At 72.3% G+C, this 14,964-nt stretch carries 15 protein-coding genes; 6 read left to right on the top strand and 9 right to left on the bottom strand.

Annotated elements, in window-relative coordinates; genetic code table 11:
- Positions 1 to 53: 53 nt before the first annotated feature.
- The 3 genes from ABEB12_RS13795 to ABEB12_RS13785 are packed head-to-tail and all read right to left on the bottom strand — an operon-like array spanning position 54 to position 4,920.
- Entirely contained in the window at positions 54 to 1,214 is a 1,161-nt protein-coding gene (locus ABEB12_RS13795; RefSeq protein ID WP_185063860.1) for an acyl-CoA dehydrogenase family protein, read from the bottom strand.
- Between the two features lie 58 nt (positions 1,215 to 1,272).
- On the bottom strand, positions 1,273 to 3,330 hold the full coding sequence (locus ABEB12_RS13790) for an ATP-binding protein (RefSeq protein WP_185063859.1): 2,058 nt from the start codon (positions 3,328 to 3,330) through the stop codon (positions 1,273 to 1,275).
- Positions 3,331 to 3,354: 24 nt separating this feature from the next.
- Positions 3,355 to 4,920, bottom strand: a complete 1,566-nt coding sequence (locus ABEB12_RS13785) for a carboxyl transferase domain-containing protein (protein WP_185063858.1) — start codon at positions 4,918 to 4,920, stop codon at positions 3,355 to 3,357.
- A gap of 120 nt (positions 4,921 to 5,040) precedes the next feature.
- Between ABEB12_RS13785 and ABEB12_RS13780 the strand changes: the two genes are divergently transcribed.
- Positions 5,041 to 5,625, top strand: coding sequence for an SACE_7040 family transcriptional regulator (locus ABEB12_RS13780; RefSeq protein WP_185063857.1), 585 nt, complete (start codon positions 5,041 to 5,043; stop codon positions 5,623 to 5,625).
- Positions 5,626 to 5,820: 195 nt separating this feature from the next.
- Here the strand turns inward: ABEB12_RS13780 and ABEB12_RS13775 are convergent, their stop codons facing one another.
- Entirely contained in the window at positions 5,821 to 6,975 is a 1,155-nt protein-coding gene (locus tag ABEB12_RS13775) for an acetyl-CoA hydrolase/transferase C-terminal domain-containing protein (RefSeq protein WP_345702797.1), read from the bottom strand.
- A 79-nt stretch (positions 6,976 to 7,054) separates the two neighbouring features.
- Positions 7,055 to 7,591: a CGNR zinc finger domain-containing protein gene (locus ABEB12_RS13770; RefSeq protein ID WP_185063856.1), complete on the bottom strand. Its 537-nt coding sequence runs from the start codon at positions 7,589 to 7,591 to the stop codon at positions 7,055 to 7,057.
- Positions 7,592 to 7,683: 92 nt separating this feature from the next.
- On the opposite strand from ABEB12_RS13770, the gene ABEB12_RS13765 reads away from it, so the two are divergent.
- Positions 7,684 to 8,139, top strand: coding sequence for a VOC family protein (locus ABEB12_RS13765; RefSeq protein ID WP_185063855.1), 456 nt, complete (start codon positions 7,684 to 7,686; stop codon positions 8,137 to 8,139).
- A gap of 45 nt (positions 8,140 to 8,184) precedes the next feature.
- Entirely contained in the window at positions 8,185 to 9,036 is an 852-nt protein-coding gene (locus ABEB12_RS13760) for a pyridoxamine 5'-phosphate oxidase family protein (protein ID WP_185063854.1), read from the top strand.
- Here ABEB12_RS13760 and ABEB12_RS13755 read toward each other — a convergent pair.
- Entirely contained in the window at positions 9,033 to 9,905 is an 873-nt protein-coding gene (locus tag ABEB12_RS13755) for a metal-dependent hydrolase (RefSeq protein WP_185063853.1), read from the bottom strand. The two genes, ABEB12_RS13760 and ABEB12_RS13755, sit on opposite strands and share 4 nt — an antisense overlap.
- A 95-nt stretch (positions 9,906 to 10,000) precedes the next feature.
- On the opposite strand from ABEB12_RS13755, the gene ABEB12_RS13750 reads away from it, so the two are divergent.
- The gene (locus tag ABEB12_RS13750; RefSeq protein WP_185063852.1) at positions 10,001 to 10,588 is read left to right on the top strand and encodes a TetR family transcriptional regulator; all 588 of its coding nucleotides are present in this window, start codon (positions 10,001 to 10,003) and stop codon (positions 10,586 to 10,588) included.
- Here the strand turns inward: ABEB12_RS13750 and ABEB12_RS13745 are convergent.
- A complete protein-coding gene (locus ABEB12_RS13745; protein WP_185063851.1) occupies positions 10,563 to 11,600 on the bottom strand; it encodes a LuxR C-terminal-related transcriptional regulator in 1,038 nt (345 codons plus the stop codon). The genes ABEB12_RS13750 and ABEB12_RS13745 overlap by 26 nt on opposite strands.
- A 72-nt stretch (positions 11,601 to 11,672) precedes the next feature.
- On the opposite strand from ABEB12_RS13745, the gene ABEB12_RS13740 reads away from it, so the two are divergent.
- Both ABEB12_RS13740 and ABEB12_RS13735 read left to right on the top strand, forming a co-directional pair.
- Complete coding sequence (locus tag ABEB12_RS13740) at positions 11,673 to 12,149, top strand: cupin domain-containing protein (RefSeq protein ID WP_185063850.1); 477 nt, start codon at positions 11,673 to 11,675, stop codon at positions 12,147 to 12,149.
- Positions 12,142 to 12,519 carry a nuclear transport factor 2 family protein gene (locus ABEB12_RS13735; RefSeq protein WP_185063849.1) on the top strand — a complete coding sequence of 126 codons (378 nt, stop codon included), beginning with the start codon at positions 12,142 to 12,144 and terminating at the stop codon, positions 12,517 to 12,519. The genes ABEB12_RS13740 and ABEB12_RS13735 overlap by 8 nt, the downstream gene beginning before the upstream one ends.
- Here ABEB12_RS13735 and ABEB12_RS13730 read toward each other — a convergent pair.
- Together ABEB12_RS13730 and ABEB12_RS13725 are read right to left on the bottom strand one after the other, a co-directional pair.
- Positions 12,492 to 13,091: a class I SAM-dependent methyltransferase gene (locus ABEB12_RS13730; protein ID WP_345702796.1), complete on the bottom strand. Its 600-nt coding sequence runs from the start codon at positions 13,089 to 13,091 to the stop codon at positions 12,492 to 12,494. The two genes, ABEB12_RS13735 and ABEB12_RS13730, sit on opposite strands and share 28 nt — an antisense overlap.
- Complete coding sequence (locus ABEB12_RS13725; RefSeq protein WP_345702795.1) at positions 13,088 to 14,890, bottom strand: DEAD/DEAH box helicase; 1,803 nt, start codon at positions 14,888 to 14,890, stop codon at positions 13,088 to 13,090. Before ABEB12_RS13725 ends, ABEB12_RS13730 begins: the two co-directional genes overlap by 4 nt.
- Positions 14,891 to 14,964 lie beyond the last annotated feature (74 nt).

The raw sequence follows: 14,964 nt of genomic DNA, 5'->3' as shown, positions 1-14,964 counted from the left end.
ACGCCGAACGGTTGGCCCGCCGGCTGCCGCCGAGGCGGGCAGGTGGGAACCGCTCAGCCGGTGGCGCCGATTTCGCGGGCGATCAGCATGCGCTGGACCTCGGAGGTGCCTTCGCCGATTTCCAGGATCTTGGCGTCGCGGTAGAAGCGGCCGACCGGGAACTCGTTCATGAACCCGTAGCCGCCGAAGATCTGCGTGGCGTCGCGCGCGTTGTCCATCGCCGCGTTGGAGGAGATCAGCTTGGCGATGGCGGCTTCCTTCTTGATCGGCTCGCCGTGCAGCAACTTGCTCGCCGCGTGGTAGTAGGCCAGGCGGGCGGTGTGCGCCCGGGCTTCCATGTCCGCCACCTTGAACTGGATGGCCTGGTAGGAGCCGATGGTCCGGCCGAACGCCTCACGCTCGCGGATGTAGCGCAGGCACTCGTCCACACAGCCCTGGGCCAGCCCCACGCCGAGTGCCGCGATGGCCACCCGGCCCTCGTCCAGGGTGCGCAGGAACTGCGAGTAGCCCCGTCCGCGCCCACCCAGCAGGTTCGCCTCCGGCACCCGGCAGTCGTCGAACGCCAGCTCGTGGGTGTCCGAGGCGTTCCAGCCCACCTTGGAGTACTTGGGCGCCACGGTGAAGCCCGGCGTGCCCGACGGCACGATGATCGACGAGATCTCCTTGCGACCGTCGCCGGCGGCACCGGAGGTGACGGCGGTGACCACCACTCCGGCGGTGATGTCGGTGCCCGAGTTGGTGATGAACGCCTTGCTGCCGTTGATCACCCATTCGCCGCCGTCCAGCCGGGCGGTGGTGCGGGTGGCGCCGGCGTCCGAGCCGCCGCCCGGTTCGGTCAGCCCGAAGCCGACCAGCTTCTCGCCGGCGCACAGCGCGGGAAGCCACTCCCGCTTCTGCTCCTCGGTGCCGTTGCGGTAGATCGGCATGATGCCCAGTCCGACCCCGGCCTCCAGGGTGATCGCCACCGACGAGTCGACCCGGGCCAGCTCCTCCAGGGCCAGGCAGAACGCGAAGTAGTCGCCGCCCATGCCGCCGTACTCCTCCGGGAACGGCAGCCCGAACAGCCCCATCCGCCCCATCTGCTCCACCAGCGGATAGGGGAACTCCTCCCGCTCGTAGTAGTCGCCGATCACCGGCGCGACCTGCTCGCGGGCGAACTCCTCGACGGTCTTGCGCAGGTCGGCGTATTCCTCGGACAGTCGGTGATCGATCATGTTGCCTCGCTTCGCTCGGCCCGTGAGTGATTTGTGTGGCTATGGCCACACAAATCACTCACGGGTCCTCGGGTGTGACGGTTGCCAGGAGTTCGTCGACGGCGACCTGTTGACCGGGGCGCACGGGCAGCTCGGAGACCGTGCCGTCACTCGGGGCGGCGATGGTGTGCTCCATCTTCATCGCCTCGATGACCAGCAGCGGCTGCCCCTCGGTGACCGCGTCGCCGGCCGCCACGTTGACCGTGAGCACCGTGCCGGGCATCGGGCTGCGCAGGGTTCCCTCGGCGCCGGCCCCGGTGTCGCTGCGGGCGGCGGCGAGCCGACCGGTTTCGGAGAACGCCCAGGCGCGGCCCCGGCGACCCAGCCAGCGCTGGTTTCCCTCGGCGGCCGCCGCCGTGTGGTAGCGCTGGGTGGCGCCGGCGTATTGCAGGACGAGCACTCGTCCTGCTCGTGAGTGCGGAGTGTCGCTATGGCGACCATCGCCACTCACGGGCGCCGCTTCGGAACGAAGCGCGCAGGCCACGGCGTCGCCGCCGCCGATGGCCACCTCGGCGGCGGTCGCCCGGCCGCGCACCCGCACGTCCACCGGGTCGTGCCCGGCCAGCGCGAACCGCCAGGTGGCCCACGCCGGGGCGCCCATCCGCCAGCCGCCGGGGATGTCCCACGGGTCGGTCACGCCGGGCGACGGCTCCAGCTCGAGCACCCGTTGCAACGCGGCGACCGCGTAGACCGGATCCGGGACGCCGTCGTCGACCAGCTCCGGCAGTGCCCGCTCGACCAGGCCGGTGTCCAGCTGGCCGGCGACCACGTCGGGGTGGCGCAGCAGCGCGCGCAGGAAGGCCACGTTGGTCGAGACGCCCAGGGTCACCGTGTCCACCAGTGCGGCGTCCAGGCAGCGCAGCGCGGTGGCCCGGTCCGGGCCGTGCGCGATCACCTTGGCCAGCATCGGGTCGTACGCCCCGCCGACGTCCAGGCCCGGCCGCAGCGCCGAGTCCACCCGGACGCCCGGTCCGGCCGGCTCGTGCAGCGCGAGCACGCTGCCGCCGGTGGGCAGGAAACCGCGCGCGGGATCCTCCGCGTAGATCCGCGCCTCCACCGCGTGGCCGTCCAGCCGGATGTCCTCCTGGGTCACCCCCAGCGGCTCCCCGGCGGCCACCCGCAGCTGCAGCTCGACCAGGTCCAGGCCGGTGACCAGCTCGGTCACCGGGTGCTCCACCTGCAGCCGGGTGTTCATCTCCATGAAAAAGTGGTCGTCGGCGTTGCCGCCGTCGACGATGAACTCGACCGTGCCCGCGCCGGTGTAGCCCACCGCCCGCGCCGCCTCCACCGCCGCCGCGCCCATGGCCTCCCGCTGGGCCGGGCTCAGCAACGGCGACGGCGCCTCCTCGATGATCTTCTGATGCCGGCGCTGGAGGCTGCACTCCCGCTCGCCGAGGTGCACCACGGTGCCGTGCCGGTCGCCCATCACCTGGATCTCGATGTGCCTGGGGTCGGTGATGAACCGCTCCACCAGCAGCGTGTCGTCGCCGAAGCTGGCGCTGGCCTCCCGCCGGGCGCCGGCGATGGCGTCCTTGAGCGCACGGCCGTCCGGCCCGGCCTCGGTGACCAGCCGCATGCCCTTGCCGCCACCACCGGCGGACGGCTTGAGCAGCACCGGGAACCCGGTCTCCTCGGCGATCTCCACCAGCTCGGCGTCGGACATGCCGGCCGCGCCGCCCCCGGGCACCACCGGCACGCCGGCCGCCGCGACGGTCCGCTTGGCACTGATCTTGTCGCCCATCGCCTCGATCGCCGCCACCGGCGGGCCGATGAACACCAGCCCGGCATCGGTGCAGGCGCGGGCGAAGGCCGCGTTCTCGGAGAGGAAGCCGTACCCGGGGTGAATGGCCTTGGCGCCGGTACGCACCGCGGCGTCGATCACCGCACGGATGTTCAGATAGCTCTGCCCGGCCGGGGTCGGGCCGATGTGCACCGCGACGTCCGCGTCGGCCACGTGCCGCGCCCCCGCGTCGGCGTCGGAGAACACCGCCACCGAACGGATTCCCAGCTCACGCAACGTACGGATGACGCGAACCGCGATCTCCCCCCGGTTCGCCACCAACACCGTGTCAAACACGGACTCGCTCCCTTCGCACGGTGATCACATCCGGAAGACGCCGTAGCGGACCGGCGGCAGCGGGGCGTTGGCCGCCGCCGACAACGCGAGCCCGAGCACCATCCGGGTGTCGGCGGGGTCGATCACACCGTCGTCCCAGAGGCGCGCGGTCGAGTAGTACGGGTTGCCCTGGCGTTCGTACTGCTCGCGGATGGCGTCCGGGTCGGTGCGCCCGACCATGGAGAGCACGGTGGCCGCCTGCTCCCCGCCCATCACCGAGATCCGGGCGTTCGGCCACATCCACAGGAACCGGGGTGAGTACGCCCGCCCGCACATCGCGTAGTTGCCGGCGCCGAACGAGCCGCCGATGATCACGGTGAACTTGGGCACCCGGGCGGTGGCGGTCGCGGTGACCAGCTTGGCGCCGTGCTTGGCGATACCGCCGGCCTCGTACTCGCGGCCGACCATGAACCCGGTGATGTTCTGGAGGTATACCAGCGGTATACAGCGCTGGTCGCAGAGCTCGATGAAGTGCGCACCCTTCATCGCCGACTCGCTGAACAGCACGCCGTTGTTCGCCACGATGCCCACCGGGTGCCCGTGGATGCGGGCGAACCCGGTGACCAGCGTCGGCCCGTACTCCTTCTTGAACTCGGCGAACCGGCTGCCGTCGACGACCCGGGAGATCACCTCGCGCACGTCGTAGCTGATCCGCGAGTCGGTGGGCACCGCGCCGTAGAGCTGTGACGGGTCGACGCGCGGATCCTCCGTGGGCGCCCTCTCCCACGGAGGTGTGGGCCGAGGGCCGAGGGTGGACACGATGGTCCGGACGATCTGCAGCGCGTGCGCGTCGTCCTCAGCCAGGTGGTCGGTGACCCCGGAGACCCGGCTGTGCACGTCCCCGCCGCCCAGCTCCTCGGCGGTGACCTCCTCGCCGGTGGCCGCCTTCACCAGCGGCGGGCCACCGAGGAAGATCGTGCCCTGGTTGCGCACGATGACCGCCTGGTCGCTCATTGCCGGCACGTACGCGCCGCCCGCCGTGCAGGAGCCGAGCACCGCCGCGATCTGCGGGATGCCCTGGGACGACATGGTCGCCTGGTTGTAGAAGATCCGACCGAAGTGCTCCCGGTCCGGGAAGACGTTGTCCTGCTCGGGCAGGAAGGCGCCGCCGGAGTCCACCAGGTAGATGCACGGCAGGTGGTTGTGCAGCGCCACCTCCTGCGCGCGCAGGTGCTTCTTCACCGTCATCGGGTAGTAGGTGCCGCCCTTGACCGTGGCGTCGTTGGCCACGATCACGCACTCGCGGCCGCTCACCCGGCCGATGCCGGTGATGATCCCGGCGCCCGGGGCGTCGCCGCCGTACATCCCGTTGGCGGCCAGCGCGGAGAGTTCCAGGAACGGCGACGACGGGTCGACCAGCGCGTCCACCCGCTCGCGGGGCAACAGCTTGCCCCGGTCGGTGTGCTTCTTGCGGGCCCGTTCCGGGCCGCCCAGCGCGGTACTGGCCAGCTGGTCGCGCAGCTCGGACACCAGCTTCTCGTGCGCGGCGGCGTTGCGCGCGTAGGCATCACCCGCCGGGTCGACGGCACTGGTCAGCGGGGGCGCGTCCATCGTCGGTCAGCTCCTGGCTCTCGCACGGCGCGTAGTTAACGATCGCTAACATGTTAGCGCTCATTAACCTGAAGGCGCAAGGGGTTAGCGTTCGTTAACTTGGCCGGGTAATCTGGGCCGGTGACCGTAGCGCCGGGCCGGACGTCGCCCCGACAGGAGCAGATCCTGCGCGTGGCCGCGCAGCTGTTCGCCCGGCACGGCTTCCACGGCGTGAGCATCACCGAGCTCGGTGCCGCCGTGGGCATCAGCGGCCCGGCGCTGTACCGGCATTTCCCCAGCAAGGAGGCGCTGCTGGCGCGGATGCTGGTGCGCATCAGCGAACGCCTGCTCACCGGCGCCACCGAGCTGGCCGAGCAGAAACCCGACCCGTCGGAGCTACTCGGCGCACTGATCGACTTCCAGCTCGACTTCTCCCTCCGCGAACCCGAGCTGATCACCGTGCAGGACCGGGACTTGGCCAACCTGCCGGCCGATGACCGGCGCACCGTCCGCCAGCTGCAACGCGCCTACGTGGAGATCTGGGTGGACACTCTCCGCCGGCTCAAGCCCGGCCTGTCGGCGCCGGCCGCCCGAGTGGCCGCGCACGGCGCGTTCGGCCTGCTCAACTCCACCCCGCACAGCGCCCCGCGCACGCAACCGGCGCTGGCCGCCCCACTCCTGCGCGCCATGGCCCTGGCCGCACTAACCACCCCGAGCGCCACCTGACGCTCGCCGCGGCGGATCATTCTCACCCGCCCCACCCCGTCGAGGTCGCGACCAGAGACCTTCTACCCACCGGTAGCGTCTCTCCTCGCGACCTCGGTGCTGGAACCGCCGATCCGGCGCCTGAATGTTGCATATTTCCACGCAGAGCCAAAGCGAGCAGAGCCAAAGCGAGCAGGGGCAAAGCGAGCGCGGGGGTCAGCGGACGCCGGTTTCGCCCCAGAGGTCGAGCAGGGCCTCGGCGCGTTCGGTGCGGGCGAGGCCGCGCAGGTCGACGTAGCCGCGCTCGTTGACCAGGATGTCCACGTCCTGCGACGGGGTGCTCACCGGGCGGGACAACGACCGGACCAGGGTCGACCGGCCCTTGTGCGCCGACGGCACGGCGATGATGCTCAGGCCGCCGACCGAGCGGGTGCCGGCGGCGGCGTAGTCGGAGTGCCCGCCGATGCCGCCGACCACCGCGTCCCGGGTGCCCTCCACGTTGACCTGGCCGTCCAGGTCGACCTCGATCGCGGTGTTGAACGCGATGAACGGCACGCCGTTGGACAGCCGGCCCAGGTCGTGCGTGACCTCCAGCGGGTGCAGGATCGGCCGGCCGTTCGCCCACTCGTACAGCCGAGAGCCCCCGACCAGGTAGGCCGCCGTCGGCTGGCCGATCAGCAGCCCACGCTCGTCCAGGTCGACCACCTGCTCGGGCAGCAGGCCGGAGTCCATCCGCACCGGGGTCTTCACCGCGCGCAGCATCGCCGCGCCCTGCTGACCCGGCCCCACCTGCAGGCGCGCGCCCTCGGGGATCAGCTCGGCGACGTGGGCGCAGATCCGCTCGTGCGCCGGGCTGGGCTCGTCGAAGCGGACCTCCACCGGCCCGTCCGAAGTCTCGCCGACCACGGTGACCAGGTCGGCCGGAAGCGGCGGGCCGGCATCGGCATGCGGCGCCGTCGAGGAGACCACCGCCGCGATCGGCACGCCCAGCTCCACCGCCGTGCGCAGCCAGCCCACCTCGGAGGAGAACCGCGGGCCGTCGGCCGAGCGCACCACGGTGGCCAGCACCAGGTCCGGGCGCAGCGGCCCGGCCAGCAACGAAGGCACCGCGGACAGCCGCACCGGGATCGACTTCACCGCCCCGGAGGCCACCGGTCCGCGCAGGCCCCAGCCGGACATCACGGTGCGCGCGTCGGCGAACAGCGAGTGGTCCAGGCCCAACCCGCTGGCCGGGGTCCAGCCCAGCAGCAACCGCAGGTTGCCGTGCCGGGCGGCCAACCGGTTCAGCTCGGGAAACAGTGAGCGCGGGGTGCCGGTGCCGTCCGCGACCGCGATTCGCATGCCCGGCCCGATGAGGTCTGCCAGCTCCACCGGGTCACCATAAGCCGCCGGACCCCGCCCCGGCCCGGTTTGTGACCAGGGCGTCTTCCGCGGAAGACGCCCTTGCGCATCAGCCCTCCTTGGCCCGGGCGTAGTGCCGGGCGGCCTTGGCCCGGTTGCCGCAGCCGGCCATGGAGCACCACCGACGGGCCCGTTTGGGGCTGGTGTCGTAGAAGTAGAGGACGCAGTCCGGGTGCGCGCAGCGGCGGATCCGGTCCGCGTCCCGCTCGCGCAGGCGCAGGTAGTCGACGGCGGCCAGCCAGCCGGCGCGCCGATCAGCTTCGACCAGCTCGGCGACCGCGCCGGGCGCGCCGGTGTCATCGAGCAGTGGTCGGTGCCGGCCCCAGGCGAGCACCTCGTTCAGCGTGGCACGGGTGGCCGGTGAGTCGGGGTCGGCGAGGTGCGCCCTGATCGCCTCGCGCGCGGTGACGGCGGCCAGGCGCGCGGGCTCGGACACCGGGGCGTCCAGTCCGGCCTGGGTCAGCCAGGCGCGCAGGCCGGCCTCGTCGGCCAGCAGGTCCCGGGCGCCACCCCGGCCCAGCCACACCGTGTTCAGCAGATCCAGGCCGAGCGGCTCCCCGACCAGCGGACGGTCGTACGACGACATGCCGCAGATTCTAACCCCTGAGAACAGCTTGACAGGTTCGCATCTAACTATTCATATTGGTAACAACGGTTAGAGAGCCAGCGGAGGCAACCATGGCGACCGCCCTGAACACCGGCCACATCGGTCTGAACGTCACCGACCTGGACGTTTCGGTCGCCTTCTACCAGCGACTATTCGGCTTCGAGGCGCGCACCGGGGGACGCGACGGGCAGGCCGAGTGGGCGTTCCTGAGCCGCGACGGACGGCTGGTACTCACCCTCTGGCGCCAGTCCGCCGGCGTGTTCGACACCGGCGCCCCCGGGCTGCACCACCTTTCCTTCCAGGTGGACACGCTGGACGAGGTGCGGGCGGTGGAGGCGAACCTGCGCGAGCTGGGCCTCACTCCGCGGCACGGTGGAGCGGTGCCGCACGGCGAAGGCGCGGATTCCGGCGGGGTGTTCTTCACCGACCCGGACGGCATCCGGCTCGAGGTGTACACCCCGGCCGGGTTGGCCGAGGACACCGCCGCGAAACCCGCCGGTGACGCCCCGACCTGCGGATTCTTCTAGTGCCCCGACACGGAGCATTAGTTTCCACGACACCAGGAAGGCGAAATGTTCCATACGGGAGAACTGGCCGCGCAGCGCAAGGCCGGCGTGCGCGAGCAGGCGGAACGCATCGGCGGCATGGTGCGCACCGAGATGCCCACGGCGGCGGCCGCTTTCCTGGCCGCCCAGCCGCTACTGGTGATCGGCGCCGCCGACCGGGACCAGCGGATGTGGAGCTCGGTGCTCACCGGCCGGCCCGGCTTCCTGCGCGCCGAGCCCGGCGGGGAGACCGTGGAGATCGACGCCCGGCCGCTGCCCACCGACCCGCTGGCCGAGGCGCTCACCCGGCCGACCCGGATCGGCGCGCTCGCCCTGGACCCGGGCACCCGGCGGCGGATGCGGATCAACGGGCTGGCCGTGCCGTGGCCGAACGGGCTGCATCTGGTGGCCGACCAGATCTACGGGAACTGCCCGCGATACATCCAGCGGCGCACCGCCAGCCCGCGCGCGGCCACCCCCGAGGTGCTCTCCGACTCGCTGGGCGAGCCCGAACGGGCACTGATAACCCGGGCCGACACGTTCTTCATCGCCACCAGCTCGGCCGAGGGCGACGCGGACACGTCACACCGGGGCGGCAACCCCGGCTTCGTCAAGGTCGAGGGGAACCGGCTGACCTGGCCGGACTACCCGGGAAACGCCCTGATGATGACCCTGGGCAACCTGGAGCAGAACCCGTCGGCCGGACTGCTCTTCCCGGACTGGGACACCGGGGCCACCCTGCAGCTCTCCGGCACCGCCCGGGTGGACTGGGCGCACCCGGACCACCTCGTGCACTTCGAGGTGGCCCGGGTGCTTCGGACGGGCGGCGCCCTGCCACTCAGCTGGACGCCACCCGAGTACTCGCCCCATAACCCCTAAGCAAGGCGCCGGCGGAGCTGGTCGTTCAGGGTGCCGTCGGTGCCGAACAGCTTGTCCCGCCACTCCTGCTCCAGCGCGGTGGTGTTCCGGCGGTTCGGGTGGAAGTCGCGGCGGCGGAACCGGGGCATGCCCATCAGCACCTTGGGCAGCGCCTTGCCCCGGCCGAGCAGCATGCGCGCCCCGCGCACCAGGTCACCCGGCCGGAACAGGGCGCCCTCGGTGAGCAGCAGCCACAGGAAGGCGACCGCACCGGCCGGGCCGACGACGGCCAGCACCAGCAGCTCGGCCAGGATCCGCTCGGACCGGCGGTTGCCGGCCAGTTCCAGCACCTCGTAGCTGACCGCCTTGTGCTCAAGCTCCTCCAGCGCGTGCCAGAGCCACAGCTCCTTGAGGTCCGGGTGGATGTCCCCGCCGTTGCCCTCGTAGATCAGGGTCTCCTCGGCGAGCAGCGCGGTGAAGTGCTCCATCAGCGCCGTGCAGGCCAGCTGCTGGCGGTGCGGCAGCCGGTAGAGCACGGCCAGCGCCGTGCGGATGGCCAGGTCCGGCACGCCCAGCTTGAAGCCGCGCTCGGTGAACACCTCGTTCAGCCGCTCGTGCTCCCGGCTGTGGATCACCTCCTGGCCGGTGAAGCCGGCCACCTCGGCGCGGAGCTTGGGGTCGGTGACCAGGTTCGCGTACCGGTTCACCGACTTGACGAAGAAGTCCTCCCCGGGAGGGAAGAACGCGGAAAGCAACGCCAGGTAGCACGTCGCGGTTCGGTTGTCCCCGTACACCCAGCGTGGCATCTCATCCGACAACCGGAAGTCGAGCTGGCGGGGCGGGATACCCACGTCGGCTCCACGCAGGCGCCGGGGCTTCTGCTGCGTCATCGCTGCGACCCTCCCTTTTACAGTTGCAGATCGAATGTAAATCGCGATCTCGCCCCGGTCAACCCATAGAATTCCTCCAGAGGGAGGGAGCAGCGGTGACACAGCCCCACCAGATTCGCGCGCGGGTGCTGGCGGCCGCCGAGGAGTGCCTGCTGGAAGGCGGTTTCGGCTCGGCCCGGCTGCACTCGACCATCGCCCGGCGGGCCGGGCTGTCCCGGCCGACCGTGTACAAGTACGTGGGTGACCAGGACGCGATCGTCTCCGCGCTGATCCTGCGCGAGGTGACCGCCCTGCTCCAGGAGCTGGAACCCCTGCTGGAGCGGAATCTGCCGTTCATCGAGGGCCTGGTCGACGTGATGGCCTTCGTGGTCCGGCACGGGCGCGAACACCGGCTGCTCCAGGCCGCGCTGCGGGACGCCCCCGAGCTGGTGCTGCCCTGGTTCACCACGCACGCCGACGTGCTGATGGAACGGGTGGCCAGCGTGGCGCTGGCCTACCTGAAGGAACACCCGAAGGACGACTGGCCGAACATCGAGCCGAGGTTCCTGGTCGACGCGTCCTGCCGCATGGCGCTGTCCCTGATCTTCACCAACGGCCTGGTCGACGTGTCCGACCCGGAGGTCCTGCGCCGCTACCTGAGCGACTTCCTGCGCCCGGTCATGCCGTCCCGGAGCCGAGGCTGAGGCGGCCGACCAGCTCCCGGCGGCTGCGCACGCCGACCTTTCCGAAGATCGACTTCAGGTGGTCCTGCACGGTGTGCGGGGAGATCACCAGGCGGGCGGCGATCCGGTCGGTGGAAAATCCGCGCAGCACCAGCCCGGCCAGCGCCCGTTCCCGCTCGGTCAGCCCGTAGGCGGCGGCCAGCAGGGGGGCGATGGAGTCCGCCGTGGGGTGCTCCAGGACCACCGCGACCTGCCCGGCCTCGTCGGTCGGCGAGGCGTGCGCGGCCACCCACCGGCCGGACCGCCCCAGCGTGCGCACCTCGGCGGCGACACCGTCCACCCGGGCCCGCTCGGCCACCGAACGCAGCTCGTGCGGCAGCGCCGCGCCGGCCGGTTCGCCGTCGAAGCCCAGCTCGGACAGCCAACTTCGGGCCGGCGCGGTCGCCCAGCGGATTCGCCGGCCCCCGTCGACCAGGAGCACCCCCGGCGGTCGGCGCCGGTCGTCGGCCACGGTGCCGAGCGTGGCGGCGGCCGCCGCCCGGAACGCCCGCGCCAGCACCGGCCCCAGCTCGTGCACCAGCTCGACCTCGTCCTCGGCGAACGGTGCCGTCCGGTACCAGGCGAACGCGCCCCAGCAGGCACCGTCCACGGTGAACACCGCGCGCAGCTCGTCGGCGATCCCGGCCGGGGCCAGCAGCTCCCGGTAGCGCGGGCTGCGCTCCGGCCGCTGACCGGTCGCCGCACTGAGCAGGCCGCAGCCGCGCGGGCCGCTGGCCAGCTCGGACAGCCGGTTCACGTCCTGGCGCTGGTACTCGTAGACCGCGATCTGCTCGCCGTCCGGGGGCTCGTCCAGCAGCCGGCAGCTGGACATGGTCACGGTCAGCGGGTCGACCGTGTGCACGCTGCCGCAGTCGTACGGCAGCGAACGCGCGAACAGCGCGGTGACCTCGTCGAGCAACACCGGCAGCGGCAGCCGGGCGCCGCCGAGCCGGTCGGCGGAGTCCCGGAGCCCCCGCTGGGTGGCCAGCTTCACCGGACCAGAATGACACGCACCCCAGATTTCTGGGATGGGTTAACGGCCGGGCGGCCCGTAGCGTGATCGCCCATGAGCTTGGTTCGACACGTGCCGGCCGGCACGGGCGCCTCGGTCTGGGCGGTCGGCGACACGTACACCATGAAGGCCGAGGCGGCCCAGACCGGCGGCCTCTTCGGCCTGATCGAGGCGTCGGTACCGCCCGGCGGCGGCCCGCCGCCGCACACCCACACGCGGGAGGACGAGGCGTTCTACCTGCTCGACGGGGTCCTCGAGTTCCACACCGAGGACCGGTTCATCCGGGCCGCGGCCGGCGACTTCGTCTACCTGCCGCGCGGCATCCAGCACTGGTTCGGCAACCCCGGTGAATCGGTGGCGCGCGCCCTCATGATCATCACGCCGGGCGGCATGGAGAGCTTCTTCACCGAGATCGGCACGCCGGTGCGGGCCGGGGAGCTGGCGCCCGCGATGGACCCCGAGGAGTTCGGCAAGATCGCCGCCGTGGCCGCCGCCTACGGCTCCATCGTCCCCCCTCCCGACCATGGCTGAGCCCGTGGTGGCCGCCGGGCCGAGCGTGGAGCGGGTCTTCCGGGCGGTGGACGCGATGGACGCCGAGGGGCTGGGCGCACTGCTGGCCGAGGACGCCCGGATGGTGTTCGGCAACGCCCCGCCGCTGGTCGGCCGGGCGGCCATCCTGTCGGACTGCCTGACCTTCGCCGCCGCGATCCAGCGGATGGAGCACCGGGTGCTGCGGCACTGGGTGGTCGGGGCGGACACCATCGCGGAGGCCCGGGCGACCTACACCCGGCTGGACGGCAGCGGCGTGACCATCCCGGTGGTATCCATCTGGACCGCCCGCGCGGACGGCCTGATCAGCCACTACCGGGTCTACTACGACCCCTCGCCGATCTTCGCGTAGACCGCGAGCAGGTAGTCGCCTTCCGGGTCGAACGGATCACCGTCCCAGGTGGCGAACCGGTCCTCGACCGCCAGGCCGGCCGAGACGCACCAGGAGTGGAAGTCGGCGGGCGTGGGCCAGTCGGGGCGCAGGGTGAACCCGGCGATCAGCCGCCCACCCGGCGCCACCGCCGCCGCGCAACGCGCGACCGCCTCGGCCCGCGCGTCGGCGGCGATGTACGGCACCACGTTCCCGGCCAGCACCACCACGTCGAACCGATCCGCCCCGGTGTCCAGTTCGGCCAGGTCGGAGTGCTGCCAGGCCAGCTCGGGGGCCTTGTCCCGGGCGGCGGCGACCATGTCCGGGTCGGTGTCCACGCCGAGCACCCGCACCCCGCGCGCGGCCAGCTCGATGGCCACCCGGCCGGTGCCGCAGCCGGCGTCCAGCACGGACGCCGGCCGGTACCGCATGACGAAGTCGGCCTCACCGTGCGGGTTCTGCCCCGACTCGGCCATCCGCCGCCAGCGACGGTCGTACTCGCCCAGGTCCACCTGGTCGCGCCAGGAGGACCAGTCGTCGGGCAGGTTGGTCACATGCGGTCCCGCCGGACGTTGGCCCGACGGCCCTTCAGCATGGTGGAGCCACGCAGCTCGCGCAGCACGTCCTCGGCGGCCGACTCGGGCACCTCGACCAGCGCGTGCCGCTCGTGGATCTGGATGGTGCCGATGTCCCGGCCGGACAGCCGGGACTCGTTGGCCAGCGCGCCCACGATGTCCTGCGGGCGCACCCCGGCGGCCCGGCCGGCGGCGACGAACAGCCTGGTGGTGCCCGCCTTCGGCCGGCCGCCACCGGCGGCCCGTCCCCGGCCCGGTCCGCGTTCCGGCCGGCCGAAGCCGGATCCGGCACCGCGGCGCTCGCCACGCCCGGAGGACCGGCCCTCCGGGCTGATGTGCGGGATGTCCTCTTCCTCGGCGGGGGCGCCGGCCAGGTCCTGGGCCAGCCGCACGGCCGCCGTGGCGACGTCCACCGGGTCGTGCTCCTCGGCCAGCGCGGCGATCATCGCGCGCACCGGGTCCTGGTCCGTTTCGGGGCGGGCGCCCAGTTCGGCGCCCGACGGGGACGCGGCGGACAGCTCGGTCAGCTTGGTGAGCAGCTCGGCGCGGGTGCGCTCCAGGCGGGCGGTACGCAGCGCGGCCACCGAGGGCACGGCGGCCAGCGCGATCGGCTGGCCGGTGAGCCGCTCGATGGCCTTCAGCGCGTGCCGCTTGGACGGCGGCACCAGGGTGATCGCGGTGCCCTCCCGGCCGGCCCGGCCGACGCGGCCGATCCGGTGCACGTAGGCCTCGGGGGTCTGCGGCACGTCGTGGTTCACCACGTGGGTGAGCAGGTCGATGTCCAGCCCCCGGGCGGCCACGTCGGTGGCCACCAGCAGCTCGGTCCGCCCGGAGCGCAGCCGCTCCACCACCCGGGCCCGCTGCTCCTGGTCCAGGCCGCCGTGCAGCGCCTCGGCGCGCAGCCCGCGCCCGGTGAGGGTCTCGGTGACCGCGTCCACGTCCGCGCGGGTGCGGCAGAAGACGATCGCCGAACGCGGCCGCTCCAGCTCCAGCACCCGGCCCAGCGCGGCCGTGGTGTGGGTGCGCGGCACCAGGTAGGCGGCCTGGCGGACCAGCGGCGACGCGCCTTCCGCGACCGCTTCCCGCTCGATCCGGATGGTCACCGGCTGGCGCAGGTAGGTACGGGCCAGCGACTCGATCCGGCGCGGCATGGTGGCGGAGAACAGCATGGTCTGCCGGGTGTCGGGCGTGGCGTCGAGGATCGTCTCGATGTCCTCGACGAAGCCCATGTCCAGCATCTCGTCGGCCTCGTCCAGCACGGCGACCTCGAGGGCGTCCAGCTTCAGGCCGCCCCGGTTGATCAGGTCGATGGCCCGGCCGGGAGTGGCCACCACGACGTCCACGCCCCGGCGCAGCGCGCCGAGCTGCGGGCCGATCGGCGCGCCGCCGTAGACGGCCAGGGTGCGCACGCCCAGCGTCTCGCCGTACCGCTGCGCGGCCGTGCGCACCTGCATGGCCAGTTCCCGGGTCGGCGCCAGGACCAGGCCGAACACGCCCTCGTCGGCCCGCCGGCCGGCCGCTCGGGCCTCGGCGAACCGCTGCAGCATGGGCAGCATGAACGCGGCGGTCTTGCCGGTGCCGGTGGCCGCCTGGCCCAGCAGGTCGTGCCCGTCGATCAGGGGGCCGATGGCCTGCGCCTGGATGGGCGTCGGCGCGGTGTAGCCGAGCACGGCCAGCTCGGCGAGCAGCGCCGGGTCCAGGCCCAGGTCGGCGAAGCTCAGTTCGAATTCGGGGAGGGAAGAGTCGATGGTCGGGTCAATCTGGAGATCGGTGCTCACAGCGGTGTCTGATGTCCTGTTCAGAAAGGCGACAGATCGGCGCCCAGTCCACTTGACACGGCACCCAACAAACC

The organism is Actinospineispora eucalypti, from assembly GCF_039543365.1.
GTDB classification, from domain to species: domain Bacteria; phylum Actinomycetota; class Actinomycetes; order Mycobacteriales; family Pseudonocardiaceae; genus Pseudonocardia; species Pseudonocardia eucalypti.
The sequence above is the reverse complement of the archived record's forward strand: the minus strand, read 5'-3'. Positions and strand labels throughout refer to the sequence as shown.

Bases quoted from the DNA above. Each gene is read 5' to 3' on its own strand.
- ABEB12_RS13755 (WP_185063853.1), bottom strand. From the start codon at position 9,905: ATGACGCAGCAGAAGCCCCGGCGCCTGCGTGGAGCCGACGTGGGTATC.
- ABEB12_RS13765 (WP_185063855.1), top strand. From the start codon at position 7,684: ATGGCGACCGCCCTGAACACCGGCCACATCGGTCTGAACGTCACCGAC.
- ABEB12_RS13735 (WP_185063849.1), top strand. From the start codon at position 12,142: ATGGCTGAGCCCGTGGTGGCCGCCGGGCCGAGCGTGGAGCGGGTCTTC.
- ABEB12_RS13770 (WP_185063856.1), bottom strand. From the start codon at position 7,591: ATGTCGTCGTACGACCGTCCGCTGGTCGGGGAGCCGCTCGGCCTGGAT.
- ABEB12_RS13795 (WP_185063860.1), bottom strand. From the start codon at position 1,214: ATGATCGATCACCGACTGTCCGAGGAATACGCCGACCTGCGCAAGACC.
- ABEB12_RS13760 (WP_185063854.1), top strand. From the start codon at position 8,185: ATGTTCCATACGGGAGAACTGGCCGCGCAGCGCAAGGCCGGCGTGCGC.
- ABEB12_RS13740 (WP_185063850.1), top strand. From the start codon at position 11,673: ATGAGCTTGGTTCGACACGTGCCGGCCGGCACGGGCGCCTCGGTCTGG.
- ABEB12_RS13785 (WP_185063858.1), bottom strand. From the start codon at position 4,920: ATGGACGCGCCCCCGCTGACCAGTGCCGTCGACCCGGCGGGTGATGCC.